The organism is Reinekea marinisedimentorum (assembly GCF_004341165.1).
Taxonomy (GTDB): domain Bacteria; phylum Pseudomonadota; class Gammaproteobacteria; order Pseudomonadales; family Natronospirillaceae; genus Reinekea; species Reinekea marinisedimentorum.
The window spans coordinates 23,282-48,188 of the sequence record NZ_SLZR01000012.1; the positions used below are offsets into that span (position 1 = coordinate 23,282).

28 protein-coding genes are annotated in these 24,907 nt (G+C 51.2%); 12 read left to right on the forward strand and 16 right to left on the reverse strand.

Annotated features, from left to right (window positions below; genetic code table 11):
* Positions 1 to 6: 6 nt before the first annotated feature.
* The 4 genes from BCF53_RS13505 to hflC all read left to right on the forward strand — a co-directional run bounded on the left by BCF53_RS13505 (position 7) and on the right by hflC (position 3,126).
* The gene (locus tag BCF53_RS13505; protein ID WP_132702271.1) at positions 7 to 465 is read left to right on the forward strand and encodes a GNAT family N-acetyltransferase; all 459 of its coding nucleotides are present in this window, start codon (positions 7 to 9) and stop codon (positions 463 to 465) included.
* A complete protein-coding gene (locus BCF53_RS13510) occupies positions 462 to 869 on the forward strand; it encodes a GNAT family N-acetyltransferase (protein ID WP_132702272.1) in 408 nt (135 codons plus the stop codon). The genes BCF53_RS13505 and BCF53_RS13510 overlap by 4 nt, the downstream gene beginning before the upstream one ends.
* 236 nt (positions 870 to 1,105) lie before the next feature.
* A complete protein-coding gene (hflK, locus tag BCF53_RS13515) occupies positions 1,106 to 2,164 on the forward strand; it encodes an FtsH protease activity modulator HflK (protein ID WP_132702273.1) in 1,059 nt (352 codons plus the stop codon).
* Positions 2,161 to 3,126 carry a protease modulator HflC gene (hflC, locus tag BCF53_RS13520; protein WP_132702274.1) on the forward strand — a complete coding sequence of 322 codons (966 nt, stop codon included), beginning with the start codon at positions 2,161 to 2,163 and terminating at the stop codon, positions 3,124 to 3,126. The genes hflK and hflC overlap by 4 nt, the downstream gene beginning before the upstream one ends.
* A 1-nt stretch (position 3,127) precedes the next feature.
* Here hflC and BCF53_RS13525 read toward each other — a convergent pair whose 3' ends face one another.
* Positions 3,128 to 3,991: a hypothetical protein gene (locus tag BCF53_RS13525; RefSeq protein ID WP_132702275.1), complete on the reverse strand. Its 864-nt coding sequence runs from the start codon at positions 3,989 to 3,991 to the stop codon at positions 3,128 to 3,130.
* A gap of 139 nt (positions 3,992 to 4,130) precedes the next feature.
* Positions 4,131 to 4,631, reverse strand: coding sequence for a lactoylglutathione lyase family protein (locus tag BCF53_RS13530; RefSeq protein WP_132702276.1), 501 nt, complete (start codon positions 4,629 to 4,631; stop codon positions 4,131 to 4,133).
* Between the two features lie 94 nt (positions 4,632 to 4,725).
* On the opposite strand from BCF53_RS13530, the gene BCF53_RS13535 reads away from it, so the two are divergent.
* The 4 genes from BCF53_RS13535 to BCF53_RS13550 all read left to right on the forward strand — a co-directional run bounded on the left by BCF53_RS13535 (position 4,726) and on the right by BCF53_RS13550 (position 8,265).
* Positions 4,726 to 5,595, forward strand: a complete 870-nt coding sequence (locus tag BCF53_RS13535) for a LysR family transcriptional regulator (protein WP_132702277.1) — start codon at positions 4,726 to 4,728, stop codon at positions 5,593 to 5,595.
* Positions 5,596 to 5,644: 49 nt separating this feature from the next.
* On the forward strand, positions 5,645 to 6,205 hold the full coding sequence (locus tag BCF53_RS13540; protein WP_132702278.1) for an LOG family protein: 561 nt from the start codon (positions 5,645 to 5,647) through the stop codon (positions 6,203 to 6,205).
* A 20-nt stretch (positions 6,206 to 6,225) separates the two neighbouring features.
* Positions 6,226 to 6,537: a cupin domain-containing protein gene (locus BCF53_RS13545; protein WP_132702279.1), complete on the forward strand. Its 312-nt coding sequence runs from the start codon at positions 6,226 to 6,228 to the stop codon at positions 6,535 to 6,537.
* Between the two features lie 489 nt (positions 6,538 to 7,026).
* Positions 7,027 to 8,265: an ABC transporter substrate-binding protein gene (locus BCF53_RS13550; RefSeq protein WP_132702280.1), complete on the forward strand. Its 1,239-nt coding sequence runs from the start codon at positions 7,027 to 7,029 to the stop codon at positions 8,263 to 8,265.
* Between the two features lie 215 nt (positions 8,266 to 8,480).
* On the opposite strand, the gene BCF53_RS13555 is transcribed toward BCF53_RS13550, so the two are convergent.
* The 10 genes from BCF53_RS13555 to ectA all read right to left on the reverse strand — a co-directional run bounded on the left by BCF53_RS13555 (position 8,481) and on the right by ectA (position 18,746).
* Positions 8,481 to 9,902, reverse strand: a complete 1,422-nt coding sequence (locus BCF53_RS13555) for a sensor domain-containing diguanylate cyclase (protein ID WP_165901920.1) — start codon at positions 9,900 to 9,902, stop codon at positions 8,481 to 8,483.
* A 55-nt stretch (positions 9,903 to 9,957) separates the two neighbouring features.
* Entirely contained in the window at positions 9,958 to 10,476 is a 519-nt protein-coding gene (locus BCF53_RS13560) for a hypothetical protein (RefSeq protein ID WP_207902736.1), read from the reverse strand.
* A gap of 269 nt (positions 10,477 to 10,745) precedes the next feature.
* Positions 10,746 to 11,732: a glycine betaine/L-proline ABC transporter substrate-binding protein ProX gene (gene proX / locus BCF53_RS13565; protein ID WP_132702282.1), complete on the reverse strand. Its 987-nt coding sequence runs from the start codon at positions 11,730 to 11,732 to the stop codon at positions 10,746 to 10,748.
* Positions 11,729 to 12,838, reverse strand: a complete 1,110-nt coding sequence (gene proW, locus BCF53_RS13570) for a glycine betaine/L-proline ABC transporter permease ProW (protein ID WP_132702283.1) — start codon at positions 12,836 to 12,838, stop codon at positions 11,729 to 11,731. Before proW ends, proX begins: the two co-directional genes overlap by 4 nt.
* Entirely contained in the window at positions 12,838 to 14,031 is a 1,194-nt protein-coding gene (gene proV, locus BCF53_RS13575; RefSeq protein WP_132702284.1) for a glycine betaine/L-proline ABC transporter ATP-binding protein ProV, read from the reverse strand. Before proV ends, proW begins: the two co-directional genes overlap by 1 nt.
* Positions 14,032 to 14,085: 54 nt before the next feature.
* Positions 14,086 to 14,991: a TPR end-of-group domain-containing protein gene (locus BCF53_RS13580; protein WP_207902737.1), complete on the reverse strand. Its 906-nt coding sequence runs from the start codon at positions 14,989 to 14,991 to the stop codon at positions 14,086 to 14,088.
* Positions 14,976 to 16,415: an aspartate kinase gene (locus tag BCF53_RS13585; protein WP_132702285.1), complete on the reverse strand. Its 1,440-nt coding sequence runs from the start codon at positions 16,413 to 16,415 to the stop codon at positions 14,976 to 14,978. Before BCF53_RS13585 ends, BCF53_RS13580 begins: the two co-directional genes overlap by 16 nt.
* Before the next feature lie 9 nt (positions 16,416 to 16,424).
* Positions 16,425 to 16,823 carry an ectoine synthase gene (locus BCF53_RS13590; RefSeq protein ID WP_132702286.1) on the reverse strand — a complete coding sequence of 133 codons (399 nt, stop codon included), beginning with the start codon at positions 16,821 to 16,823 and terminating at the stop codon, positions 16,425 to 16,427.
* 85 nt (positions 16,824 to 16,908) lie between these two features.
* Positions 16,909 to 18,234 carry a diaminobutyrate--2-oxoglutarate transaminase gene (gene ectB / locus BCF53_RS13595; protein ID WP_132702287.1) on the reverse strand — a complete coding sequence of 442 codons (1,326 nt, stop codon included), beginning with the start codon at positions 18,232 to 18,234 and terminating at the stop codon, positions 16,909 to 16,911.
* Entirely contained in the window at positions 18,231 to 18,746 is a 516-nt protein-coding gene (gene ectA / locus BCF53_RS13600; RefSeq protein ID WP_132702288.1) for a diaminobutyrate acetyltransferase, read from the reverse strand. The genes ectB and ectA overlap by 4 nt, the downstream gene beginning before the upstream one ends.
* A gap of 274 nt (positions 18,747 to 19,020) precedes the next feature.
* On the opposite strand from ectA, the gene BCF53_RS13605 reads away from it, so the two are divergent.
* Complete coding sequence (locus BCF53_RS13605; protein ID WP_132702289.1) at positions 19,021 to 19,536, forward strand: MarR family winged helix-turn-helix transcriptional regulator; 516 nt, start codon at positions 19,021 to 19,023, stop codon at positions 19,534 to 19,536.
* Positions 19,537 to 19,542: 6 nt separating this feature from the next.
* Here the strand turns inward: BCF53_RS13605 and BCF53_RS13610 are convergent, their stop codons facing one another.
* Positions 19,543 to 19,899, reverse strand: a complete 357-nt coding sequence (locus BCF53_RS13610) for a GFA family protein (RefSeq protein ID WP_207902738.1) — start codon at positions 19,897 to 19,899, stop codon at positions 19,543 to 19,545.
* Between the two features lie 209 nt (positions 19,900 to 20,108).
* Between BCF53_RS13610 and BCF53_RS13615 the strand changes: the two genes are divergently transcribed.
* The 3 genes from BCF53_RS13615 (at position 20,109) to BCF53_RS13625 (ending at position 22,886) form a co-directional block, all read left to right on the forward strand.
* Positions 20,109 to 21,377, forward strand: coding sequence for an HD domain-containing phosphohydrolase (locus BCF53_RS13615; protein ID WP_132702290.1), 1,269 nt, complete (start codon positions 20,109 to 20,111; stop codon positions 21,375 to 21,377).
* 177 nt (positions 21,378 to 21,554) lie between these two features.
* Positions 21,555 to 22,088, forward strand: a complete 534-nt coding sequence (locus tag BCF53_RS13620) for an NADPH-dependent FMN reductase (RefSeq protein WP_132702291.1) — start codon at positions 21,555 to 21,557, stop codon at positions 22,086 to 22,088.
* Positions 22,089 to 22,226: 138 nt separating this feature from the next.
* Positions 22,227 to 22,886, forward strand: a complete 660-nt coding sequence (locus BCF53_RS13625; protein WP_132702292.1) for an NADPH-dependent FMN reductase — start codon at positions 22,227 to 22,229, stop codon at positions 22,884 to 22,886.
* Between the two features lie 8 nt (positions 22,887 to 22,894).
* On the opposite strand, the gene BCF53_RS13630 is transcribed toward BCF53_RS13625, so the two are convergent.
* The 3 genes from BCF53_RS13630 to BCF53_RS13640 all read right to left on the reverse strand — a co-directional run bounded on the left by BCF53_RS13630 (position 22,895) and on the right by BCF53_RS13640 (position 24,898).
* Positions 22,895 to 23,071 carry a DUF6435 family protein gene (locus tag BCF53_RS13630; RefSeq protein WP_132702293.1) on the reverse strand — a complete coding sequence of 59 codons (177 nt, stop codon included), beginning with the start codon at positions 23,069 to 23,071 and terminating at the stop codon, positions 22,895 to 22,897.
* Between the two features lie 106 nt (positions 23,072 to 23,177).
* Complete coding sequence (locus BCF53_RS13635) at positions 23,178 to 24,089, reverse strand: DMT family transporter (protein WP_132702294.1); 912 nt, start codon at positions 24,087 to 24,089, stop codon at positions 23,178 to 23,180.
* Positions 24,090 to 24,190: 101 nt separating this feature from the next.
* Entirely contained in the window at positions 24,191 to 24,898 is a 708-nt protein-coding gene (locus BCF53_RS13640) for an AraC family transcriptional regulator (RefSeq protein ID WP_132702295.1), read from the reverse strand.
* Between the last annotated feature and the right edge of the window lie 9 nt (positions 24,899 to 24,907).

Sequence of the window (24,907 nt, forward strand, 5' to 3'; positions counted from 1 at the left end):
TTACCCATGAATTTTAGACACTACAAAGCTACGGATAAACACACTTGCCTGGCCATATTCGATAGCAATTCCGATACCTACTTCGATGCCAGTGAACGAGCAGAGTTCGAGGCCTATTTGGATTCTCTGGGATCTGACAGTCATTATTTTGTCGTTGAACTGCAGGGGTGTACCGTTGCCTGCGGCGGCTTTGGAATATACGAAGATACAGGTAGTTTGTGCTGGGGCATGGTTCTTCGAAGTTATCACGGAAAGGGTATAGGCAATGCTTTGACTCGTTACCGGCTCAATAAGCTCAGGCAGAGCCCGGTTGTTTCTGTGGTTAAGATTGAAACCTCACAGCACACTCAGGCATTTTATGCCCGGCACGGCTTCGTGGTATTGAATACCGTTGAAGATGGCTTTGGTGTTGGCATTGATTGCGTTGCGATGCAGTTGAGTGTTCGTGGAGATGAATTTAAATGAAAATAAAAACTCTGACTTGGCAGCAAACCATCGATATTCGTCATCAGGTGCTATGGCCTCACAAAGATCCTTCGTTCTGCAAAGTAGAAGGTGATGAAACCGGGCGCCATTACGGAGCCCAGGTGGATGGCTGCATTGTCTCTGTGGCCTCGGTTTATATTCACGGTGATAGGGCACGGTTACGAAAGTTTGCCACCGTTGCTGCGTTCCAAAAACAGGGAATAGGGACTGCAATGCTTAAGCACATGCTGGCGGAAGTCAGTCAGATACCGAATGTTAATCTGTTTTGGTTTGATGCACGAGAATCAGCCATAGCCTTCTATAGAAAGTTTGATTTTAAAACAGAGGGGGAGCGGTTTTTTAAAAGTGATATCCCTTATTTTAAAATGACTAAAAAGCTTTGATAGTGATAATCGGCTTACACTGTTAAGGTCGCTCGAAATTATTAATGGAACAGTTATTTGGAAATAGAAAGGCACCCGTGAACAGAATGCGGAACCGCTTTGTCCCGATGCTGGAACGGTGACCGGCTAAACCAGCCTGTTTAAATCATGCTTTTAAATTTGTAATCCCTCTGATACGACCTAAAATTGACCCAGGCAGCCGAAAATTTTTTCAGCTGTCGAAAGAGGGCTGATGTATGTCCAATCACGATGATCCTGATAACGACCCCTGGCGCGGTCACAACAAGTCGCTTCCTGATTTAAACGATGTATTTAGTGATAATTTTCGTCGTTTTAAACAAATTCTTCCGGGTGGAAGCCCATCTAGTTTTGTAATTCTCATCATCATTATATTGCTCGCAGGTGTTGGTTGGACAGCGCTCTATACCGTTCCCAGCGATTCGGTTGCAGTCGTGCAACGTTTTGGCCAGTACATCAAAAATGTGCCTCCCGGTCTGCACTTAAAGCTGCCGTTTGGTATTGATACCGCGAAGATCGTACCTGTTAAGCGTCAACTGAAACAAGAGTTCGGCTTTGCGACTCCTGGCGCCAATGATCCTTACCAATCGCCCAAGGGGCAGGAAGGGCAACGTGAAACTCAAATGGTTACCGGTGATTTAAACGCGGCTCTGGTGGAGTGGGTGGTTCAGTACCGTATTTCAGACCCGGTAAAATACCTGTTTGAGGTTCGTGAACCGAGCGAAACTTTGCGCTATGTGTCTGAATCGGTAATGCGCGAAGTAGTGGGCGATCGCACAGTGGATGAGGTCATCACTATCGGGCGTCAGGAAATAGAATCTGAAGCTCTGCTTAAGATGCAGGCCCTGTCAACGAAGTATGTTATGGGCATCAGCATTGATCAGGTGCAATTAAAAAACATCAATCCGCCTAAGCCGGTTCAGGAATCCTTTAATGAAGTGAACCAGGCGCAACAGGAAAAAGAAAAGCTGATAAATGAAGCCCGGCGTGATTATAACAAGGTAATACCGCTGGCATTGGGTGAGAAAGATCAGCGTATCCGAGAGGCGGATGGCTATCGCTTAAAGAGGATCAATGAAGCGGAAGGCGATACCGCCCGGTTCAATGCACTGTATGCAGAATATATTAAGGCACCCGAAGTGACTAAGCGACGGATCTACATCGAAACCCTGCAAGCCGTGCTGCCGGGTATTCAGTCAAAAATAATTATCGATGAAAGCACCAATAATGTTTTGCCGCTCTTGAACTTGGATGCTCAACAAGGAGCGAAGCCATGAAAACTAAGAAAAACGGCTTAACCTTTTTGCTGGTAATTTTCATACTGGCGTTCCTTGGGCTGAGCAATGCGCTTTATACCGTAAGTGAAGTACAGCAGGTTATTATTACACAGTTTGGTAAGCCCGTTGGCTCGCCGGTGGTGGATGCAGGCCTGCATATCAAGATGCCCTTCATTCAGGAAGTCAATGCAATTGATAAGCGTGTTCTGGAGTGGGATGGTGACCCTTCCGATATGCCCACTAAAGACAAACTGTATATTTCTGTCGATTTGTTTGCGCGGTGGCGTATTACAGATCCGCTGCAATATTTTTTGCGCCTTCGCGATGAGCGCAGTGCACAATCCAGGCTGGACGATATTTTAGGCAGTGAAACCCGTAATGCGGTTGCCAAGCATGAACTGATTGAAATAATCCGGACAACAAAAGATCGCGAACCCCTGCGAGAAGGCTTGCTGAGTGATGTTGAAGATGAACTGAAAATCGGCTCACTGGTCCCCATTCACAAAGGCCGAAAGCTGGTAGAGCAGGAGATTTTCGCCGCAGCGGCAGAAAAGGTTCAGGTATTTGGTATTGAATTGCTCGATATCCGTTTTAAGCGCATTAATTACAATGCCAGTGTTCGCCCGAAAATCTACGAGCGCATGATCAGTGAGCGCCGTCAGATTGCTGAGCGTTTTCTCTCGGAAGGTAATGGTGAAGCGGCAAGAATTCGCGGGGACCGGGTTCGGGATTTGGACAAAATCCAGTCCGAGGCCTATCGGCAGGTTGAAGAGATTCGAGGTGAGGCAGATGCCAAAGCCGCAGAAATATACGCCCAGGCCTACAATCAAAGCCCGGCAGCTATCAGCCTTTATGAGTTTACCCGAACAATGCAGTCCTACCCGGCCATTATCTCCAGGAATACGACGCTGGTGTTATCTACCGACAGTGAACTGTTCAAGTTTTTGAATGGCGTGCCGTAGTTCAGTTGTATTTATCGGTGAAAGACAGCTCTGCCTTGCCAACGATGGGGGTACTTTCTATCGCCGTCATAAATGTTTCAAAGTCGACTGCAACAGAACTTTCTTTGGGCAGTGCCGCCGGTGTTTCCGCAAGCGCAAAAATAGCCATTGTGTAGCTGTGAGCCCCGGGGCTGTGGCTGCATGGTGAGGTATAGGAAACCGAATCTCCATCTTTGTTCGAGCCCATAAACCAGTCGCCGGTTTCGGCCATGCCATACGGAATGTCCGTCACTTCAGGGTTGATGTGCCATAACAGCAAATAGGAATTTGCGTGAGCATGGTCTTCAGCATTGGGGAAGTGATACATGACAACCGCCAGCGATTGTGTGTTTTCTGGTACGTTTTCCCAGCGCACAGGAATCGATTTTTCGATGCCATCCTCTTTAAATTCACATCGATATTGTGGGAGCAGTTCATTGCGTTCATTGACAGCGTCACTAAAAATTCTGAAGTCTTCTGGCCCGTATTGCGTTGCTAATGATTCAAAAACCCGGCCGGGTCGCTGCTGGTCAACCGGTGCTTTGTTACCGTTTGGTTCGTTGAGCGGTGGCGGTGGTTGTTTAAATACATCGGGATCGAAGCCCGCGGTTTCAATCGCGTTGTCTAACTCCGGGCCGCCTTTTAATTCTGCCTTTCGAAACGCCTGCTGAATGGTTATTGCTTCTTCATTGGAAAGCGTTACAGCGCTATAGGGGCTCAGGATGTTATTGACGGTAATCTGCAGTTCATTTTCGCTGTGCGGGTCGGGTTTGATGATGACAATGCCAGTGGTCATCAGAAGTATGAGCAGGAACGGTAATAGCGGCTTTAATTTAGGTGTGCTCATTAAGGATGTTTTCCACGTGCGGTAAAGGCTGTCATTCTAGCCTTCAGGCGCTCAGGTGGAATGTTAAAAATGTAAAACTTATACAGGGCTCGATTGCTACCGGGCCCTGTTTTGGGGTTAAACGGCTTAGGCAAGCCGCTTAGTAAGCGCCGTCGCTGTAGGTTAATTCATAGCTGTGGCTGTAAATTTCCAGAATGTTACCGAACGGGTCTTCCATGTAGATCATGCGGTAAGGTTTTTCGCCCGGGTAATAGTAACGTGGTTTTTCCATACGTTTTTTACCACCAGCGGCAACAATCTTCTCAGCCAGGCCTTCAACATCCGGGTCTTGTACACAGAAGTGGAAGATACCGGTTTTCCAGTATTCAAAATTGTTTTCCGGGTTTTGCTGATTCTTAAACTGGAACAGCTCAACGCCAATGCGGTCGCCGGTGGACATATGGGCGATACGGAATTTCTCCCAGCCACTGCCGAAGACATCGGTGCACATCTCGCCGATGGCGCTGTCATCTTCGGTGATGTTTGTTGGTTCCATAATCAGGTACCAGCCCAATACTTCGGTGTAAAACTTAACGGCTGCGTCAACATCCGGCACGGAAATGCCGATGTGCGAAAAGGTTCTTGGATAGCTGTTGCTCATGTTTGTTGCCTCACTGTTTAGGTTATGAACAGTTTACAAAGGCCGGATAAGTATAGAAAATTATCGTTTATTATATTTGTGAGTAAGAAACGTAATGATTAATCCGCAGTGGTTGCGTACTTACTGTACGCTGGTCGAAGTCGGTCATTTCACCCAGACCGCCGAACGACTGCACATGACGCAATCCGGTGTCAGCCAGCATATTCGTAAGCTGGAAGAGCAGGTGGGGGCGGATTTGCTGGTCCGGGAGGGCAAACAGTTCTCGCTGACGCATGCCGGTGAGCGGCTGTACAGCGAAGCGCAGCAAATCGTTACCGCGCTCACTGAATTGAAACAGCGCATTAAAGAAGATCCGCCGTTTGAGGGGGAAGTTCGGCTGATGTCGCCCGGCAGTGTTGGCCTGCGACTATATCCGCGCCTGTTGGCCCTGCAAAGCCAGCACCGGCAGTTAGTCATCGACTACCGTTTTGCTCCCAACTCTGATATTCAACGATCCATCGCTAAATCGACCGCCGATATCGGCCTGATGACAGCCGCCAGCACCGTACCGGAGGTGTACTCGATTGCCATCGCAGAAGAACCCCTGTTGCTGGTTACTCCAGCGCATATCGAAGAGCCGGGCTGGGAGGTGCTTTTGCAGTTGGGTTTTGTGGATCACCCCGATGGTGCCTATCATGCTCAACTGCTGCTGTCAGAAAATTATCCGCAGTTTCAGAACAGCCGCCAGTTTTGCAAATCTGGCTTTTCCAACCAGATCAACCTGATTCTGGAGCCGGTAAGCAGAGGGCTGGGCTTTACGGTGTTACCAAAGCATGCGGTAGAGGCGTTTGCCAAGCGGGAGCAGATTCGGGTGCATCTGTTACCGAAGCCAGTGACTGAAACACTGTACCTGGCCACCCATACCAAAAAGCCGTTGTTAAACCGAATGAATACTGTCATTGATGAACTTAAAAAGTGGATATAGGCATTAGCATCTGGCAGGGCGAGTAAAAACTCTAAACAGGAATACAAATATGAAAGTTGCGATTTTTTGTGGCTCGGCACGGGGTAATGACCCCATTTATGAGCAGTCTACCAAAGAGCTGGGGCAATACCTGGCGAACAACGGGGTCAGCCTGGTTTATGGCGGTGGTAATGTCGGATTGATGGGCACGATTGCGGATGCCTTTCTGGGTGAAGGCGCAGCTGTTTATGGTGTGATGCCAGAGCACCTTGTGAACCGCGAGCTCGCCCATAAAAATTTGACCGAGCTGACCATCGTTACCGATATGCGCGAGCGTAAAGCCGCCATGATGGAGCAGGCCGATGCCTTTGTTGCCCTGCCCGGCGGCGCCGGTACGCTGGAAGAAATCTTTGAAGCCTGGACCTGGGGCCAGCTTGGCCTGCACAAAAAGCCGAGCGCGTTCTATAACGTCAATGGCTACTACGACAGCTTACTGAGCATGATCCGAACCATGGCAGAGTCTGGTTTTGTGCGGCCGCACTATGCTGATTTACTGATTAATACCGATAGCCCGTCACAACTGCTCAGCGAGCTTCAAAACTTTAAAGCCCCGGCAGATAAGTGGTCCTAATTTAAGAACGGAGTTCAGCAATGGAAATTATCCGCAGCAAAGAATTCACCGCCAGCCGCGCCTGGGGTGCCAAAGACATCAGTAATATGAACGGCATTACCACCCGCTTGCACTGGACCAACGAGCCATATCAGTGGCACATCAACGACGGTGAAGAGGTCTTTGCTGTGTTGGATGGCCAGGTGGAAATGCGCTATCGGGAAGAAGGGCAGGAAAAGACCGTTTTGCTCGAAACCGGCGATATCTTCTTTGCTTCTGCCGGTACTGAACACGTAGCCCACCCTGTAGGCGAGGCAAGAATCCTGGTGGTCGAGAGCGAGGGCAGTGTTTAACCGCTGCCCCAGGCTTTTATACCCATTATTTTTACAGGGCCCACTAGGTTAACTGAGAAAAACAATTTTTAAGTATTCTTGTGTAAAAATATCAATAAATCATTATTCAATTTATTCCATTGTGGACTATTATTGGGTTGAAAATAATAAATGCAATTTGGAATATCGATAACACGACGTCTCAGTACCTTATGCCCTGCAACCGAAAGCCCTGCCTGACAAGCAGTCGCCCGCCTTAGTTGTATTCACCTGAGAGCTGAATGGCTTAAGCGCTGCGATGAGCCGTATGCATCGAAACCCATAGCAAAAAAGAACCGCTTTTAAGTCAAACGAGCTCGTTAGGGAGTGACGCTAGAAGCTATTTCCGGTCATGGTTTTGTACTCCAGTGCTTACAAATAGCAAAGAGACGGACAGTTGCCGGTATTGCTGTTTTTTGGGATTTTACTTGTTTGGCCTTACTGATAATTCAAAAAATAAAAGGTACCGCCATGCGATTGATTACAACAATGCTACTCACACTTTTCATAATTTCACCACCTGCCCAGGCTGAAGTGGTGGAGGTGCTGCACTTCTGGACGTCGCCGAGCGAATCCAGAGCGGTTGATGTTTTAAAGGATATGATTCAGCAGCAGGGGCACACCTGGCAGGATTTTGTCGTAGAAGGCGGCGAGAACGCGGGTGAAAGTCTGAAAAAACGTGTGCTAACCGGGTATCCTCCCACGTCTGCTCTGTCGCAAGGGCTTGATATTACACGTTGGGCGCGGTTAGGTTTTTTGCAAAATTTAAACAGCCTCGCCGCTGAGGAAGGCTGGGATCAAAACCTGCCGGCTGTCGTTGCCGATGCCGTTAAATTTAACGGATCTTACGTTGCAACACCTGCCAATATCCACCGGATAAATTGGATGTGGGCGAACCTGAGCCTGCTCCATAATGTGGGGGCAACGGTTCCGGCCAACTGGCAGGAGTTCTTTAAAGTGGCCGAGCAACTGCGAAATGCCGGCTACCAGGTGATTGCACAAGGCAATGAACAATGGCAGCTTTATATTACCTTTCAGTCGCTGGTGCTCTCGGTAGGGGGGGCTGATCTTTACCAGAAGCTCTTTGTTGAAAAGAACTTTAAAGCAGCCAAAAGCCCGGAAATGGTGACGGTGTTTGAAGTGTTGCGTCAGCTGCAGCCTTACTTCTTTTACGATAACAACACCTCCTGGAACCGGGCGACAGAGCTGGTCATTCAGGGAGAAGCTGCGTTTCAGTTTATGGGTGATTGGGCAAAAGGTGAGTTTCTGAGTGCGGGTATGACGCCAGATAAAGACTTTGCCTGCCAAGCCTTCCCCGGCACACAGGATGAATTCTTGTACACATTGGATACGCTGGCTATGTTCAGGCTTAAAGATGAAGCTGATGTTCAGGCGCAAAGGGTTTTGGCAAGCGCCGTGATGAGCACTGAATTCCAATCCGCTTTCAATAAAGCAAAGGGCTCCATACCGGCAAGAAAGGATGTTTCGCTGGCAGGCTTTGATGAATGCGCGGTACGCAGCCGGAATGAATTCGATGCCGCTGATATCCGTGGTCATTTATTACCGACACCTTCGCAAACACTTTCTGAGAATGTCCGTATGGAGTCGCAAAAAGTTATCGATGAGTTTTTGAGTGATCAGGAAATGACGCCAGAACAGGCTGCAGCCCGGTTTTCAAAGCAAATGAAATTGGGCTCTTATATGTATTAGGGTCAAACAGTCAGGTATGTGCCTGACTGTCTGTTTGCTTCGCCTGTGCCAGGTCAGAGCAATAGACGATATCAAAGGTTTGGGAGCGGAACGTTGCCCGCACCCGAGGCCTGCTCTTTTCCTAAGGTTGAAGGTTCCGGGTTACGCCATTCGGCGCAAACCTTCTTCTCATTATCTGCGGCGTGCTGTGTACGAAGCAGGTGATCATGGGCAGGCTATTTATAATTGTGCTGTAAAAACACAACCTGGTTACGGCCTTCAGCCTTGGCTTTGTATAGCAGGCTGTCGGCCTGTTCAAATACCTCACTCAAGCGCAATGCATTGCCGCTGCGGCTCTTCCGCTCTACGGCAATCGCCCCGATAGATAGGCTTAAAACGCCTGCTTGCGGGTTGCCGGGGTGCTGTATTCTTTGAGCCAATAGTGTGTGGCGTATTCGCTCGGCGGTGGTGTAGATATCACTCGGTTGGTATGCCTGCAGCAGTACCACAAATTCCTCGCCGCCGATGCGGAAAGCAAAGTCGGTGGTGCCCAATGAGCTGGTCATTGCAGCGGCAACTGAAGACAGCGCTTCGTCGCCTTTCGCGTGGCCATAAAGATCGTTGTAGGCTTTGAAGTTATCGATATCACAGACCAGCAGACCGAAGCATTTTTTTGCAGCCAGCGTTTCAGCCATGTAGTTTTCAGCAATGTTGGTGTAGCGGTAGCGCGAACCCAGCCCAGTCAGGGCATCGGTGTCGGATTGCTTCTTCAGGATATTCAGCTGCACTTTAATATTGCTGACCAGATTGCCGAAGCGGCTGGCCAGCATACCAATTTCATCCTCACGGTTTTGTTCTGGCAGTTCAGATAATTCTATTTTTTCCAGATCCTGATCCATAAATACGGCCAGGCGGCGCAGCGGAGCAACAATCCACCGGGTTACCCAGAATATCAGTAGCGTCGAAATGGCCAATGCAATAGCGGCTTCACCTAAAACGTGCCGCCACACCTGTTGCTTCAGTGTGAACAGGCTGGTGGAATCAAAAACCGCCCAAAGTCTGCCGCCTTTCTGGTTCTGCAATGGCATTACAATGTGCATGGTTTTGGTCTGTGCATCCAAATGAATTTCATCCCTGGAAATTGCCGGCTCCGCCCAAGGTGCATGGAAGGTATTTTCAAGGTTATGGCTGTTCAAAATAGACTGATGGTCGGCAATGGCTTTTTGTAGCAGGTAGAACATCTTGTCGCGCTTCACGGCATCGTCGGTATCAACCTGTTGATGCAATATCTGCAGTCGGATCATTTCCTGTTCAGCCGACACGATTTCTTCCAGACTGACATCGGCCCGCCAAATCAATTGATTGGGCCGGTAATAGCGTACCTGCATGGGCATTTCGCTGTAATCAGAAATGCCTTGAATATCCAGATAGATCAGCGAATCAATCGCCAAGAGGTTGTTGCGCATATTCGGCAGCAGCAGGCTGTTGTAGGCGCGGCCGGAAATGCTCTGGGAGATATCCGTCACCAGTGGCAGCAGGGTGTGTTTGGCCATTGTGGCGGCATTGTCTACACGGGTATGCCATTCGCTTTGATAGCGTGAATAGCTCATCCCCACTATGAGAGTGAGTACCAGAAACAGATGTGAAAAAAATAGCATCTGGTTGATTTTGGGGGGCCGGAGCAATCTGTTCATGTGTTTGTTCGGGTGCCTACTATCTGCCGAATATCTCCAGGACCGGCTCCGCGCAGGTGCCGTTTATACAAATATCCTGGTAGGTGTTGTGGCAGCCGTGGCAGAAGTCTGGGTCGAGCGTGGGGTGCATCTCGGAAACATCTTCGCCCTTGCGGTTGTAACTGCCATAAATGGCGATGCCCGCTATGTGCTCGGTCACCCAAATGATGCCGTCAACCTCAGAAACAGCGACAACGGTAGGGCCATCGGTATAGTGGCCATGGCTTTGGTACTGTTCCAGTTTATCGGGGTGGACCCGTATGGTCAGTGCTGAGCCGCGGCCTTCATTGATCCAGTTATAGGCCTTAACGGATTCCTGAATAAACAGCGATGTATCGGGCGGTAAAACGGTATCCGCAGGCAGGGTCATGCTTTCTTTAACGATTGGCCAGGTTTCCCAGCCTTCCGGGTAGCTGGCCACCGACTCGGCAGCAACTGGCTGGTTTAGGAAAAAAAAGAAAATGAGCAGGCACTGCACCATCGCTGGTTTAATTGGCATATTGCGTCTCCGAAAGCATACAACCGGACGCATCTGAATACTCTGTTCAGCGCGTAACCCTGGGCTCTGCATTAGTTAGTTTATAGTAGACTATTTATATATCGGTAAACGCAGAGTTTTATTGATTACAGACGAGCTGAGGGGAATATTCCACACAAAATAACCGTCTATTGATTCTATCAATGGTTGATTACAGCATTGAGCGGGCCAAAATTGCCGTTGTGAGGGGGTGCCGCCCCGGCCGGGGCGGCTTGGCCGGTAATTTGAGGTTACCTGGCGGCTTCCATGGCCTGTTTAATCCATGAATCAAATAGGGCCTGATTGGCCTTAATCCAGTTATCGGCATGCGCTTCAATCTGCTCTGGTGAGTCTTCACCGTTGGCGATCAGCATGTTTTCGGCGCTTACGTCGTTAATAGACAGTTTGGCAACGGCAAACAGCTTAGCCGCAGCCGGGTTGTTTTCGGCAAAGGCTTTGTTGGCCAGAATGCGTTCCTGGTTGATGTCGAAACCGTAGTTTTTACCGTTCGGCAGGGCGGTATCGGTGCCGTTGGGGTTGGCCGAAAAGGGGACTTCAAGCCAAACTACATCTTTGCCCGGCGACAGAATTCCGGATACCCAGTAGGGCGTCCAGGTGTAGTAAAAAATAGGCTCACCATTGCGGTAGCGGGCAATGGTATCGGAAATAATCGCGGCGTATTGGCCCTGATTGTGGTTGATGTTATCGCGCAGTTCAAAGGCATCCAGCTGGTGCTCAATTACGCCCTCACAGCCCCAGCCTGCCTGACAGCCGGTGAGGTTGGCTTTACCGTCGCCATCGGTATCGAAAAGGGCGGCAATTTTCGGGTCCTGAAAATCGTTGATGTTGGTAATGCCGTATTGATCGGCGGTTTTTTTATCAATCAGGTAACCCTGCGCTGCACCATTGATGTAAGTGCCTTCACGGTAGAAGGCATCGTCACCGCCGGTCGCCTCGTACATGCTGTTGTGCAGCGGGTACCAGTTCACTGCCATGAAGGTGGCATCGCCATTGGCAATGGCGGTGTAGCCGGCGCTGTAGTCGACTTCTTTAATGCTTTGAACATCGTAGCCCAGTTTTTCCAGCGCTTTGTTGATGATAATGGTCTGGAAGCTTTCTTCAGCAATGGCGCTCTGAACCGGAGTTACCTCGACGCCTTCGCCGGGAAGGTGGTGATCGGCCATTGAGTTCACGGATAGGGTGGTTGCAATTGCAGCCACTAACATTGCTCTGTTCATGCTTGCTCCTTCAGTTGAGTTTTACTCGTTTGTTTCGTTGCCAGCCTTTTGCTGGCAACAAGGTTGAAAATGACGCCGGCGGGTCCGGCCTGATACCAGTGACGGGTGCCTCGGCCGCGTGCATCCTGACCTAGCGATTGGGTCATGCGGTCAAGCACGATAGCCAGGATGACAATGCCGATACCGCCAACGGTGGCCAGGCCAATATCCAAACGGCCAATGCCGCGCAGAACCATCAGCCCCAGGCCGCCAACGGAAATCATCGAGGCAATCACCACCATAGAAAGGCCCAGCATCAGGGTTTGGTTAACGCCGGCCATAATGGTGGGCATGGCCAAAGGTAGCTGAACCTTGAACAGCTTTTGGGCGTTGCTGGCGCCAAAGGAATTGGCGGCTTCTATCAGGTCTTCCGGAACCTGGCGGATGCCCAGGTTGGTCAGACGTATGACCGGAGGCATGGCAAAAATAATGGTGACCACAACACCCGGCACATTACCGATACCAAACAGCATCACCACCGGCACCAGGTAAACGAACGCTGGTGTGGTTTGCATGGTATCGAGCAGCGGACGCACGATGCGTGCGGCGCGGTCACTGCTGGCCATACCAATACCGGCGGGAATACCCACCAGCATGCAGAACAGCACCGAGGTGACGACCAGCGACAGCGTAGTCATGGCCTCTTGCCAGGCGCCTACAGCGCCGATGAAGGTCATGCCCAGCAGCGTGCCGATGGCCACTTTACGGCCGGTCAACTGCCATGCCAGCAGAGCCAGCAATACGATCATCAGCAGCGGCGGTACCGCATTAAAGGCGACATCGACCGTCGTCAGCGTGGCATCGACCGGGGCCTTAATCATTGAGAAGAACGGTCGAAAATTGCCAACCAGCCAGTCGATGCCGGTTTCTACCCAGCTTTCCAGCGGAATTAATTCATGCTCAAACGGGTTGGCCAGTGAAAACTGAGTGTCCGTCTGCAGGTCGCCGGCCGACATAAAGCTGCCGGCATCGGCAGAGGTATTTGCACCCCACGGGTCAGCTGTGGCTGCATCGGCAACAGGCTCGGTCGTTGCCCACGGATTGGATGCCTGATCGTTATTCGCCATTACGCGCTCTCCCTATCCAGTGTTTCCAGAAGACGGGTACGACTGATGTACCCTTTGTATTTGCCGTTGTCGTCGACTACAGGCACCGGGCAAGCGGTTTGCGCCACGGTGCTGATAATTTCGCTGATCGGCGTTTGTGCATTCACCGGGGTGACATCATCGAGCAGGGCGCTTTCCAGTGACGCATCTTTCTGCAGCATGCTGTGCAGCGAGTCGTCGGAAACCACGCCTAAAAACTGATTGGTTTTAGACACCACATAACCAAAGCTGCGGTCGTGATCGCGCAGCATACGCAAGCCGGTGCGCAGGCCTTTATCGGTGTCTTTTTTGATCAGGGTGGCCTGGGTATGCAGGGCAATATCCTGTGCGCTGAACACGTTGGCAACGTCCACGCCTTTAAAGAAAGACTTCACATAATCGTTGGCGGGCTTGTTGAGAATTTCATCGGGCGTGCCTACCTGGACCACTTCGCCGCCCTGCATAATGGCAATGCGGTCGCCAATGCGCATGGCTTCATCGAGATCATGCGAGATAAACACGACGGTGCGTTGCTGCTCAGATTGCAGGCGGATCAGCTCATCCTGCATCTCGGTTCGAATGAGCGGGTCGAGCGCGGAAAAAGCTTCGTCCATTAACAGGATGTCCGGGTCGTTGGTCAGCGCGCGTGCCAGACCAACACGCTGTTGCATGCCGCCGGAAAGTTCATCGGGGTAACTTTCGGCATGGTTTTCCAGACCGACCTGCGCTAACGATTCCATCGCCTTAGCGTGGCGCTCTTCCAGGGTTACACCGGCCAGCTCCAGACCAAAGGCGGTGTTATCCAGAACGTTCATATGGGGCATCAGCGCGAACGATTGAAACACCATGGCGATCTTCTTGCGGCGAACCTCGCGCAGTTGTTTTTCATTGATGCTGAGAATGTTTTCGCCATCGATCAGAACCTCACCGGCGGAGGGTTCAATCAGCCGGTTGAGCAGGCGAACCAGTGTCGATTTGCCAGAGCCGGACAGCCCCATAATGACAAAAATTTCGCCTTCATTAATGGCCAGGCTGGCATCTTTGACACCCACCGTCATACCGGTCGATTCAAAAATACTGTCTTTGTCTTTACCCTGTTTGAGTAAAGCCATTGCTTTCGCAGGGCGTGTACCAAAAATTTTGTACAACCCTTTTACTTCTAACTTAACGGTCATCTTTTAAGAGCCTGTTTTGAGTTATTTATCTGGTTTCTGTTTTAAACGGAGTGATTAGTTTTTTTCGGAGTGGAGATCGCCTGCGGCAACCTGATAGAACAGTTCTTTAAATTCTTCCAACTCACGAATGTTGGCTAAGAATTCTTCCTTCAGAACCTCTTCACGGTAGCTTTCGTTCTGTTCGATAGAAGCCCTGATGCAGCGGATGGATTCTTCAACGTTGCCCAGCTGCGCATAGGCACAACCCAGTTGGTAAAACGCATGGGCGTTCTGCTCGTCTTTTTCCAGCGCCTGCTGGCACAAGTTAACTGCCCACTGAGGTTCACCCAGTTCCAACACGGCATCGGCCTTGTAGGTGATGGCTTCAATATCCTCAGAGTCGATTGAAAGAATTTGATCGTAGGTACGGATCTTACTGGACGGGTTCAGCTCCTGTTGCGCACGCAGCCAAAGCGACTGAACTTCGCGTGTGGTCTCCAGTTCCTCTCGGTTCTCTTTAATATCCCGGGAGCGCGCCAGTAGCTGCTTTTCTATGGCACCAAGGCGGCTTTCATACTCGGTAATCAGCTTGGTGATTTCATCGTTGGCATAGGTGTGAATGCGCTCTTTGATGTCGCGGATCGAAGTCCAGCCGACAATCACCAGAATGGACGAGGCCGCCGCTACCAGGTAGAAAAAGTAGGTGACGGTATCGGTGGCGTAAGTGACTGCCCGGTCTACCGACTGGTGCTCGCGATCGAGAATCTGCTTTTGCAGCTCATTGCGCTGAGCCAGCATTTGCGTGCGCAAAGCCTTCAGCTCGTCGAGGATATAGCGCTCAATAAAGGGCGTATAAAGTGATTCATCGAGCGCTTCCACGGTTTCATCGGCCTGCTCCTGCACCGTTTGCGTGGTGGTTTCGGCCAGAGCAAACAGTGGCAGGAGCAGTGCGAACAGGCTGAGTGTTATGATGCGAGACATATCGCCCTGCCATGATTATGAACTTCCACCAGTGAGGCATGCAGTGCCTTAACCGCTTTGTGGTAGTCGTCTTCTTCAACAATGTACTGCACATCCACTTGGCGCATACACTGATGCACGGCCAGAATGCTGACGCCAGCTTCGGCGATGGCGGTGGTCGCCTTACCCAGCAGGCCCTTCATTTTTAAATCGGAACCAATGGCCGAAACCGCAGCAACCTTCTTCTGGTCGATCTCTGCTTCGGTAAACTGCTGTTCCAGTTTTTTGCGGATGCGCTTAACCGTTTTCAGATTGGTTGAAAGGTAATGGGTCACCGTGTTGGCATTAATGTCTTTTGAAACGATGTGTGCTTTAAACTCTTTGATAATGGAAACGATCTTCGGGTCGTACTCGTGCAGACGGCCGGCCATTTCCTGATCAAAAACTTCCAGTGCGAACACGCCTTTGGTGCCGGCAATAATTTCCACGCAGGGGTTATCGCTTACGTAGTCACCGGTAATCAGGGTGCCGTAATGTTCCGGTTCAAAGGTGTTTTTAACGCGCAGCGGAATATCGTGCTGGCGCAGGCCTTTTGCTGCTTTCGGGTGAATCGCTTCCATGCCCAGATTGGCCAGTTGATCGGCAACGTCGTAATTGGTGCGGCCAATCGGCACGGCGTTCTGTTCGCCAACCAGGCGCGGGTCGGCACTGGAGAGGTGAAACTCCTTGTGGATGATTGCTTCATGCGCCCTGGTCAGTACCGCAATACGGCTGAAGGTCATCTCGCTGTAACCGCGGTCAAAGCGGGTCATCAGGCCTTCGCGGGTATGCGCATAGCCGGTCACGATGGGCAGCTCGGTTACCAGGTTCACACCCTTAAAGGTGTTTTCGATGCGCTCATCCAGGCTCAGGTGAGAATCCGTTTGCCAGCCGGTCAGGTCGATAAAGCGGGCATTAATACCGTCGCGTTTTAACAGCGTTGCCATGTTAAAGGCACTGTGCGCTTCACCAATGCTGGCCAGCATTTCGCGTACGGTGTGCAGGTGGGCTTCTAATGCGAAGTGGCCGTGACGACACAGGCTTTGCAGATCGAGCAGGCATTTCTGCGCATCCACTAAGCGCTCATTCACAAAGCTGTTGGCCTTGCGTAGCCTGGTTTCGTCTTCCGCAAAGAGCGTCGCGTTCAGCTCGTGCAGTTGGCTGCGCAGCGCATTCAGAGCCGTCAGCCAGCTGTCGTCTTCGATGCTGTTGGCAAACAGTTTAAAAACGCCGGGTTGGCCGCTCTTTTTGTGGTCGAGTAATTTATCGGTGATGCCACCATAGGCCGAAACAACGAAAATCCGCTGGTATCGGCTTGCCGGGTTGGCAGGTTTTAAAATGATGTTGTCACGGACGGAGTCGTAATCGCTCATCGACGTGCCGCCAATTTTTTCTACCGTGTGCATCCTGTTTCCTTAAATAGTTTCTGCGGTCAGTTCGTAGGCACCGTCTTTGTTATGGACTTCCTTACCATTCAAAGGTGGGTTAAAAACGCAGGCCATTTTCATTTCACTAAAGGCGCGCAAAACGTGTTTGTCGTGTTTGTCGAGAATGTAAACAGTGCCCGGTGCAATGGGGTAAACCTTGCCGTCGGCCAGGGTTTCTATTTCACCTTCACCGCTGATGCAGTACACCGATTCCAAATGATTCTGGTAGTGCATCTGGAAATCAGCGCCCTTGTAAATGGTGGTGATGTGAAACGAAAAGCCCATGTTGTCGTCTTTCAGCAGCAGGCGGGTACTGTCCCAGTTACCGTCGGGGGAAATAATTTTGCGGCCGTCTTTCTCGGCCTGTTGCAGGGTTCTTACAATCATTTTTAATCCTTAAAATAATAAAATCCTGCACGGCGGCCGTCTGCCGCCATGCGTGTATTCGATGGTGTGTCGGGTAAAGAAAGCGTTAGCTGACCCACTTTACGTTTTCGTCCACCTGTACGTGGTCGAAGTAGCAGCTTTCATCCGGCAGTTCGTCGGTCTTCAGGCAGATCTTCTGGACAGATTTTTCCAGAATATCCAGGCCGCGCTTCAGGTTGCCTTCGCTGATGGTGAGCGGGCAGAAGATTTTAATCACCTGATCTTCAGCGCCGCTGGTTTCAATGATCAGGCCGTTGGCAAAGGCCTCTTTGGTGATCTGCGATGCAATGTCGCCATCCACACAGTTAATGCCCTGGAACATGCCACGGCCACAGGTACTGAATACGCCTTCGCTGTATTGCTCGGCCATCGCCTTCAGGCGTTTTTCAACGTACTGACCTTTCTGCAGAATGCTTTTAGTGAAGGCATCGTCACGCCAGTAATGGTCCAGCGCTGCCTTTGCCGTCACAAAGGCCAGGTTGTTGCCACGGAAGGTGCCGTTGTGTTCACCCGGTTTCCATTGGTCGAGCTCTGGCTTCATCAGTACAACGGCGAACGGCAGGCCGTAGCCGCTGAGTGATTTCGACATTGTGACGATATCCGGTTTAATGCCGGTTCTTTCAAAGCTGAAGAAGGTGCCGGTACGGCCACAGCCGGCCTGAATATCATCAACAATCAATAGCACATCGTGCTTAGTGCACACGGCCTGCAGACCCTGCAGCCATTCAAAGCTGGCCGCATTCACACCGCCTTCACCCTGCACGGTTTCTACGATTACAGCCGCAGGTTTATCGATGCCGCTGGAAGAATCTGAAAGTACCTTGTCCAGGTAAGCGTTGGTGTCGACATCGTCACCCAGGTAGCCATCGAAGGGCATGCGGCTGACACCGGAAAGGCTCACGCCAGCGGCGCCGCGGTGGTGCGAGTTACCCGTTGCTGCCAGCGCGCCCATGCTGACGCCGTGGAAACCATTGGTGAATGAAATTATGTTTTCCCGGCCGGTGACATTGCGGGCCAGCTTCAATGCAGCCTCTACCGCGTTGGTGCCGGTTGGGCCGGTGAACTGCATAACATAGTTGAGGTCGCGCGGCTTCAGAATCACCTCGTTAAAGGTTTCCAGGAATTCAGCCTTGGCCTTGGTGTACATATCCAGGCCGTGGGTGATGCCATCGTTGGTGATGTATTCGACCAGTGCACCCTTGAAATTTTCATTATTGTGGCCGTAGTTCAACGTGCCGGCGCCGGCCAGAAAATCGAGATACTGATTGCCTTTTTCATCCCAAAGCAGCTCGCCCTTGGCGCGGTTAAAGACGCAGGGGAATGAACGTGCATACGAACGTACTTCAGATTCTATTTCTTCAAAAACTGTCATTTCTCTCTCCGGTTTTTTTTCTGTGAGACAGGGCCAATACGCACCAGCATTTCGCTGTCGTGCTCGCCCTGGAAGTGCGTGAGTGAGCCGTAATATTCAGACTTCTCTAACGACGCACTCAGGCGGTCGGCAAGGCGGGTAAACAACGCCCACGATGCCTTGTTGCTCTCGGTGATGGTGGTTTCGATGTAGCGAATGCCCGACATCGCCGGACGGCTCAGGATGGATTGGATCATGCGGGTGGCCAGGCCAGTGCCGCGCTGGCTTTCATCAACGGCAACCTGCCAGATAAACAGGCTGTCGTTGCGCTCCGGAACGCGGTAGCCACTGATAAAGCCGACAACGTCACCGTCGTCTGTTTTGGCAATGACCGAGGTGGCGGCAAAGTGGTCGCATTGCAGCAGATTGCAGTACACCGAATTTCGATCCAATGGCTGGCATCCGGCGACCAGCCTGTTCACTAAGGCTCCATCGGTACTGTGGGGGACGCTTAGCGTTACTAACTTAGACATCTATTTAATATAATCCTAATATTTCGTGCTCTAAATAATAACTAAGGGCTAAAAATGGTAATTCAAGCTAAAAATGCATTATAAAGCATAAAAATCGATCAGTTAGTGTTCGGAAAAGCATTGTACACTAATTAATATTAAAGAAAAGTGACAGTATTTGATGGGTGTTAGCTGTAAAAAGCATTGATATCTAAATATAAACAAAGTTCTTGCTTAGGTTTTTACGCCCTCCCTATAATTAATGTTTAGTACTCAACGTTTTTAGGGATGACCGATGGAAAAAATAGATGAGGTATTGGTGGCGTTGCGGCGGGTCATTCGGGCCACCGATCTGCACTCCAAGTATTTGGCAAAAACCACCGGACTCACGGCACCGCAATTGCTGCTGTTGCAAACCCTGAGGGATAAGGGCAGTCAAACTATTGGTGAGCTGGCAGGCTTTATGAGTTTAAGTCAGGCCACGGTAACGACCATTATTGACCGTCTGGAAAAGAAATCGCTGGTGGAGCGTGAGCGCTCAACAACCGATAAAAGAAAGGTGTTTGCGTTGCTTACCGAAAGCGGTAACGCTGTATTGAAAGATTCACCGGCACCGCTGCAGGAGCAGTTTGCCCGTCAGTTCGGTGATTTGCAGGAGTGGGAGCAAACCATGATTATTGCCTCGCTGCAGCGTATTGCCCACATGATGGATGCGCAGCATATCGACGCAGCGCCGGTGCTGGATGTGGGTACGCTGGATCGCCAAACCACGTCCATTGAAAAGCCCGAAGCCTTTAAGCACGAAGACTGAGCCGGCTTAATCGAGATACTTCCAGGTAGCGGCACCGTCAAAGTGACGAATTCGAATCTGCTCTAACACATCCGGCCCGAACATTCGGTAGTTCACCGCCAGGCGCTCACCGGCACCGTGCGTGGTGCTGGAATAATGCGTCAGGCCACCGCAAACCTTGCAGAAATTAAAGCTGATGGATTTATCACCATAGCAATAGGATGAAAGCCCGCCATCGCCAATCGTCAGGGTGACATCGGCTTTGGTAAAGTAGCCCCAGATGGCGCCGTAACGGGAACATACCGAGCAGTTACAGCTGGTGCCGGTTTCGGTGACTTCGGGGATTTCCAGTTTCACATTGCCGCAATGGCATTGGCCTTTCACGATACTGATGCTCCTCTTTGGTCTGCCACCCAATTAAAGCTGCAATAGCTGAATATTGCCAGCAGTCGCCGATGCCGTGTTTTCTGTGCTCTGCTCGTATTAGAAAAATAAATATTTTAAATGATCCAATGTGGACTACCCTGAGTTTGAGTTGCTGTTGAAAGCTTAAATTCAGGTTTTTGATCGAAGGCACAGTCAGGAGGTGCAGGTTGGATACTCAATCTCGAATCCGCATAAATTTAAGGGAAGTGGTTGCCGCCATTGAAACCACCGTCTCGCTGGTGGGTATGGACGACACCAATCACGGTAAGCGTGTGGCTTACATTGCCTGTCAGCTCGGCCATGCGCTTGGCTTTTCTCAGTCGGATGTCGATTTTCTCTATGATTTCGGCATGCTGCACGATATCGGCGTTTCAACCGAAGCGGAGCACCGTAACCTGGTGGCGAATTTCGACTGGGGCGAATCCGGCTTGCACTGTGAAGTCGGCTATCAGTTGTTACAGGGTTTTCACCCGCTGGCTCATTTGGCGTTGCCAGTTTTGTATCACCATACCGCCTGGGTGGAGCTGGAGCGAATGAACGTGCGTCCGCGCGAAGCACTCATGGCCAATCTGGTTTACCTTGCCGACCGCATAGATGTGCTCAGTGCTGAACACTACGGCGACGATATACTGATTGCCCGTCACCAGGTGGCTGAGCTTATCCAGCTTAAGAGTGGCAGCTATTTTAAACCTGAATATGTGGAGGTGTTTAAACGGGTGGCGCAGTCAGAATCGTTTTGGCTGGCGCTGGAAAGCCGACACATTTGTCGTTACACGTGGGATATGAACCGCGTCACTATCCATTCCACACTGACGATCGGTCAGCTTAAACAACTGGCCATGATCATTGCGTACATCGTCGACCAGAAGAGTAAATTCACGGCGCAGCACTCCATTAAGGTTGCCGAGGTGGCGCGCTTCCTGGCGGAACTTTTTGGGATGACAGAAACCCAGTGCGACAAAATAGAAATAGCCGGTCTGCTGCACGATATCGGCAAGCTGCACACGCCCGATGCCATACTCAATAAACCCGGCCCGCTAGATGAGCATGAACGGGCAGTGATGAATCAGCACAGCTTTGAAACCTACGAAATTCTGCGTCACATTTCCGGTATTGAAGATATTGCCATGTGGGCGGCGTTTCACCACGAAGGTGTGAACGGCCATGGCTACCCATTCCACCCAACCGAGCTGGAGCTTTCCACCGAGGCGCGAATCGTTGCCGTAGCCGATGTCTTTCAGGCGCTGGTGCAGGACAGGCCCTACCGCAGGCGCATGCAGCCGCAGGAGATCCGTAAGCTGCTGTTGCAAAAGGCCGAGGCCGGTAGCCTGGATGCATCAATCGTCAGGCTGGCCCTGAGTAACATGGATCACTGCTATAACGTTGCTCTGGGCGCGGCGGATGCCAGCGGTCAGTACGATATTTCTTTTGCCTGATGGCGCAATTTAACGGCTGGTTTTCACCAGTAAGATTGCGCCTTTTATTTCTGGGCTTACCGGCTTTTCGCATCTGACGTACGATCTTTTCAGTTTTTATACTGTTTGTTGCGGCGTCATAAAAATAAGTTTTGGTCGCTGCGGACCCTCTTTACTACCAAGACTTGAGGACACCCTATGAGGTTTATTTGTTTTTCTGGCAGCTTTCACAGTAAGAGCAAGAGTATTGCCATTCTGGAATGCATTAAGGATATGTTTGCAGAGCATGAGTTTGAAATTCTGCCATTAGCCTCGCTGCCGTTTTTTTCCAACGAACTCAACGAAGAAAGGCCGGCCAGTGTGCAGTTTTTTATGAGCCGGGTAGAAGATGCGGACGGCATTATCTGCTGCACGCCAGAATACAATCACAGCGTGCCGGCGGTATTAAAAAACGCCATCGACTGGGCTTCGCGGCCGGCTTTTAATTCGCCGTTGAAGGGCAAGCCGGTGAGCATTATTACACAGGCGATGAGCCCGGTAGGTGGTGCGCGGGCGCAAGAGCACCTGAAGCTGATCTTTGATTCCACACTGGCGAGGAATCACATCTGTCATGAAATGATGATTACCGATGTAAATAATATCTTCGATGAACATATGCACATTGTTGATGCCAAGGTAAACGAGCGACTGCAGCGTCATGTGAGCAGCTTTGTTGAGTTTGTTGCTGGCTGATAAACAGTGCATGGCGTGTCATGGCGGTGTTTCGAAAGCAAGGCTTCATCCGTGGCTCCTAACCCCTTAAGCTTGATTAGGGCGGCGCCCGGACCCATGTTGAAATTGTCCGGTCGGGACTAACACATGGAGCCTTGTATGAATTTTCTGATCTTTCTGGGCAGTGCTCGCGAAAGTACACCACCCAAGCCGGCGCGGCTCGGCGCTAGGGTGAGCGAGTTTACGCTGAACAGCCTGAATGCACTTTACCCGGAGCACCAGGCAGAAGTCATCGATGTGCTTGATTACCCGCTTGATGCGGTCTTTAAGCCCCACTTTGCTTACCCGAGCGGCAAAGCACCGCAGGCACTAAACAGCCTGGCTGAAAAAATCAAAGCAGCCGATGGCTACCTGATGGTCAGCCCGGAATATAACCACACCATGAGCCCGGCGCTTAGCCACCTGTTGAATCACTTTGGCAGCTCTCTGTTTGCCTATAAACCCAGTGCCATCGTGACCTATTCTGCCGGTCAATGGGGCGGTATGAGAGCCGCCATTGGGATGCGCAGCTTTCTTTCGGAATTGGGTTGTCTGCCCGTGTCTGCAATGATTCATGTTCCCAAAGCCCAACAGGTATTTACCGCAGAAGGCGAGGTTCAGCCTGAAGAAGATGAGTCGCGCTGGCAGGACTACTTCGGCCGTACGCTGAGCCAGCTCATCTGGTGGGCGCAGGCCACGAAAGAGCATCGCGCTCAGGTAGACCCACACTCGTTGATCCGCAGTTTTAAAAAGGACCCGAGCGAGCGCAATGCGCCCTGAGTGCCCGGTTAAGCCTTCGGGCTGGTGGCGTCTAAAATCTGCTGGTAAAGCGCTTCGGCTTCGGCCGTGAGTTCTGAATAAGCTCTGATATCGCCGTTGCGCTGGGCGGTCATGGCCTGGGTCAGTTTTGCCTCGCGCAGTTTTTTCAGCTTTTTGGTGGGGTCGCTCTTAAAGATAGAAATCATCGGTCATCTCCGGTCCGTTCTGTGGTTATACGCGACGCAACTGAAAAGGGTTTAGTGCGGCCACCGCTGAATGAAGAGCCGGCCGCATTGACTGGCACCAAGCCGGTTAGTTGCTGTGTTCCGGCACAGCCAGGCGGTTAGCGCCGGGGCGCCTGATAACCTGCAACAACGAGCAGGCCGCAATGAGTACCATACCCAGCCAACCGACGGCAGAAAACTGTTCGCCGACAATGGCAATGGCCAGCAGCGTCGCCACTGTCGGCTCGAGCAGGGTAATCAGTGTAGCTTTGCTCGCTGCCACATAAACCAGGCCATAACCGAAAAGCAGATAACCCAGAAACATAGGTATGGTTGCCATATAGAGGGCCACCATGACGTTGTTGAGGCTTGAAAACATATGCTCGCTGGTAAAAAACAGCGAAGGCAGCAGAAACACCGCTGCCAGCCCGAACATACTGGCCATGGCCGATTTAGAATCGATGCCCCGGTCAATCATTTGTTTGGCCGACCATGAGTAGCCTGCGTAGGTGAGGGCAGCCACCAGCCCCAGAACAACCCCCCAAATGTGAATGCCGCTGCTTTGATGTTGCTTGCCCAGCGTCAGCAGCACAATGCCGGAGCCTCCCAGCAGAAAGCTGAACAGCCACAGCCCACTGATGCGCTTTTTGTTGATCAGCCTTTCCAGTAACACCGAAAACAGCGGTGCACTGGCCAGTGAGATGACCGTGCCAACGGCAACGCCGGCAGCGCGCATCGAGCTGTAAAACGCCAGCGGATAGATGGCGACAGAAAGCCCGCCCAGCAACAGCGTTTTAAATTCCAGCATTAGCCGTGCGCGGTCGTGTTTCAGTGCTTGCAGCGAGGTGAGCATGAGCAGAACACCGCCGACCCCCATCGCGAATGCGCCAATCGCTAATGGACTGACATTCGGGGCAAAGCTTGCCGCCGTGCCGGTAGAGCCCCAGATGATGCTGGCTAAAACGATGCTCATGGCACCGTAAAATTCACTGTTTTTCATTGCTGTGGGCCGCCCTGCAGATAAAACCTGTGAAGATTCTAATCAGTGGCCTGGGCTAATACTTTGCAGATTGGACGCTTTTGCATGCGTACAGGACGTAATTAATGGCTGACTTTTGAAGGTGGCAAACCAAAATAGCGCGAGAACCGACGGCTGAATGCGCTTAAATCGCTGTAGCCCACCGCCTCGGCCACGGCCTGAATGGGGTAGTCGGTATGCAGCAGCAGCGCCTGAGCTTTTTCCATGCGTCGCTTGGTCAGGTATTCGGTAACGGTTTGGCCGCTTTGCTGTTTGAACAGCTTCTTGAATTGAGTGGCGCTCAAACAAGCGATGCCGGCCAGCGCTTCAATGCTGAGTTCTTCTGCCAGGTTGTCTTCCATAAACGCCAATACCTTACGGATTCTGGGCTCCAGTTTTTTGACCAGCTGTTGTTCTGACAGCAGCTGATAAAAGGTCTGAAACATCAGGTTTTCAATGTTCGGGTTTATCTGAAACTTCAGCTGTTCCTCAATGAAGGCCAGGTACTGGAATAACGGTGAGCTGATGGCAAAGACGATGCAGTCCGAGGATGTCATCTGGTCCGGCAGTTCGTTTAAATCGGCGACGACAAATTTTGCCGCGGCATCGGCCGCAAAGTGATGCATCTCTTGGCGTTTTACCACCACGCATTCACCCGGTGTTACCTTGCCGGTAAAGTCTTCCACCTCAATGCTGATAACGCCGCGTAACGGCAGTACCAGCTGATGAAAAGGGTGGCTATGGCCACTGCGGGTGGGCTGGTAAGAGCGAATAGAGAGTTGGTTTGCCATTGCGAAGAA